This is a genomic window from Streptomyces flaveolus (assembly GCF_000716535.1).
Taxonomy (GTDB): Bacteria; Actinomycetota; Actinomycetes; order Streptomycetales; family Streptomycetaceae; genus Streptomyces; species Streptomyces flaveolus_A.
Genome location: NZ_JNWV01000104.1, coordinates 1 through 3,121, shown reverse-complemented (window position 1 = coordinate 3,121; position 3,121 = coordinate 1). Strand labels below are relative to the sequence as shown.

The window sequence follows — 3,121 nt, the reverse complement described above, 5'->3', positions numbered from 1 at the left end:
ATTCCGCGCAAGCGCGGAATTATCCCGGAACTCCGTTCCGGGACTCGACCGCTGACGCGGTCGAGGGAAATCCGGCTCCGCCGGATTTCAGCCCGGTGCCGGGTCGCTCCGCGCCCCGCCTCCGGGTGAACGGCGTGCGCTCCGCGCCCGCCTGAAGTCGCATCAGCAACGAGAGGGGGCTGGGTCCTGTTGGTGGCCGCTGAATTGACGGAGTGTCAACCCACTCGCTAAGCCGGGACCCCTGGAACCGCCAACTCGGGGCCAAACAGTCGGGAGACTACTACCCCGACACCCCAGCCCACACCAGAATCAGCCACTCTGACGAACCTTCCCGAACCGTCGTGCGTCACGATGCAGACCCGGGATAGAGTCTGGGCTCAGCAAGCACCCCCTCCCCCGGGCCTCTCCCCTCATCACGTGCGGACGAAATACCGGTCCGTCAATTCCACTGCCAAATAACAGGAACCCTCCACTCGTCACCTCTACAGCCCAGACAGAAAGCGGGCCTCTGAATGCCTCACATCGAATTGCGACCGCATCAGGCGGAAGCCGTGGACGCCGTGGTGAATCACCTTCAGGACCCGCCCGGAGGGCGCATTCCCCCGGAGGGACTGCGGACACAGGTAATCGCCGCTACCGGATCGGGCAAGACGCTCATCGCCGTGGAGTCGGCGCGGCGGCTCTCCGCGCGGCGCGTCCTGGTCCTGGTGCCGACGCGGGACCTGCTGACCCAGATGGCCGGCGCATGGCGCCGGGGCGGCCGGCGGGGCGCCATGGTCGGGGTATGCGACCTGCGGGCCGAGGAGTCCGACGGCATCCCGTGCACCACCGACCCGGACGAACTCGTCGCGTGGGTGCGGGATCTGGACGTCGTGACGGTGTTCGCGACCTATGCGGCGGTGGGTCTGGGCAAGCTCCAGCAGGCGCACAAGGCGGGCTTGCCGGTGTGGGACCTCATGGTGGTGGACGAGGCCCACAGAACGAGTGGGGACGGACTCAAGCCATGGGCGGCGGTGCACCATCAGGCGCGGATTCCTGCGGTGCGGCGGCTGTACATGACGGCGACGCCCCGTGTGTGGGAGGCCGAGGGGGAGCAGCCCCGGTTGGTGGCGAGCATGGACGAGGACTCGCCGGTGTTCGGGCCGGTGGCGTACGAGTTGAAGCTGTCGGAGGCGGTCCGGCGAGGGGTCGTGGCGCCGTATCAGGTGGTGTGCCTGGACATCCGGGACCCTGACCTGTACGCCGCGCTCGCTGAGGAAGCTGCGGGGGCTGACCGGGTGCGCGGGGCGCGGCTCGCGGCGCTTCAGACTGGCCTGCTGACAGCCGCGGCGCGGGAGCGGCTGCGGCGCATCCTGACGTTCCATAGCCGGGTGTCGGAGGCGGAGGCGATGGCCCGGGGCGTTTCTTTGGTGGCGGCCCGGCTTGTCGAGGACGACCCGGAGACGTTCCCGCCGGCGGAGCGGGTCTGGGCGGAGTGGCTGCATGGGGATCACGCCCCTGGATATCGGCGTGAGGTGCTGGAGGAATTCGCGTCCGATTTCATCGGTGGTGCCCGGTCGGGTATCCGGGCGGCGGTTCGTGTTCTCAGCTCTGTGAAAGTGCTGGGGGAAGGTGTCGATACGGCGCAGTGTGATGCGGTCGCTTTCTGCGATGCGCGGGGCTCGATGGTGGACATCGTGCAAATGGTCGGACGTGCCCTGCGCGTGAATCCGGGAGAGGGGAAATTGGCGTCTTTGGTGGTGCCGGTATTCCTCGGTCCGGATGAGGACGCTGATGATCTTTTGACCTCGGATGCCTACGGGACCCTCGCGAAGGTGCTCGGGGCGCTCCGTGCGCATGACGCGGACACGATCGAGGCTCTTGCCGATCCACGGCAGCGCAGCGGACGCCGGAGCGGTGACGAGGATGCTCAAGTCGTCTGGTCTGGCGTGGTGTTGGGCGGCGGGGACGACGCGGGCCAGGACCAGGGCGCCGAGGACCAGGGCCAGGACGTTGGCGACGGCGCGGAGGCGGACGAGGGCGTCGGGGATGACGTGTGGGTGAGTCAGGCAGCGGCGGGCCTGCTGCGGTTCAGCAGTCCGCGCGACCCTGCGTTGGTGGCGCAGTTCGTGCAGTTGCGGGTGATCGATCCGGAGAAGACGTACTGGCGGCGCGGGATCGCGGCGGCCACCCGGTGGCGGCGGGAGAACGGCGGCGGGCAACTGCGGGTGCCGTACGACTACGTGATGGGCGAGAGCGAGAGCGGGAGTGGGGACAAGGGGGAGAGCGGGGGCGGGTCGGCCGGCGTGGTCGCCGGGTTTCCGCTGGGGCGGTGGCTGGCCGATCAGCGGCGCTACTACAACGCCGGGACCCTGGAAGCCTCCCGCGTCAAGCAGCTTGAGAAGCTGGGCATGGTGTGGTCCCACCACGATGTCGCGTGGGAGGAAGGGCTCACGGTCGCGCGAGCCTGGGCCGCCGCACACGGGCACTTCCTGCCCCCGGTCAACGCGGTGGGAGACGACGGCTACCCGGTCGGAGTGTGGGCCAAGAACAGGCGAGCGGAGGCCCGCAGGACCTGGGAGAACGCCGAACGGCGCGCCGCCGGGGAAACCGTGCCCGTGGGCGCTGGAGAGCTGCCTGAGAGCCGTCTGGCGGCGTTGGAGGCCATCGATCCAGGATGGTGCCCGCTGGGGTGGGACGTGGCCTGGCAGCGCTGCTTCACCCTCACCCGTGCCCACGTCCGGGCCGGGGGCGCGCTCCCCGAGACGGCCGGTGAACTCGTCGTACAGGGCGAGGATCTCGGAGGGTGGACGGCGGCGCAGCGGCAGGGGTGGGACAAGCTGACCCCGGCGCAGCAGTGGCTTCTGGGCAGCACGCTGGGCCTGGAACCCGCCGGCCCCGGGGCCCGGCCCGGGAAGCTCACCGCGGCCGGCAAGTGGGCGCTCAACCTGCGCGCGGCCCGGCAGTACCACGACCGCGAAGGACACCTGCGACCAGCCCGCAAGCACATCGAACGCCTGGACGTCGACGGCCGGTCGGTCGACATCCGGCTCGGCACGTGGCTGGACAACACCCGCCGCCGGGCCGACAAACTCACCCCCGAACGGCGGGCGGAGTTGGACCGGCTCGGCATGCGCTGGTA

General features: G+C 69.9%; 1 protein-coding gene. It reads left to right on the top strand.

Annotation, left to right across the window (positions count from 1 at the left end; all coding sequences use genetic code 11):
* Positions 1-512: 512 nt before the first annotated feature.
* On the top strand, positions 513-3,121 hold a 2,609-nt coding region (locus OO52_RS45270), incomplete at its 3' end, for a DEAD/DEAH box helicase (protein ID WP_063738861.1).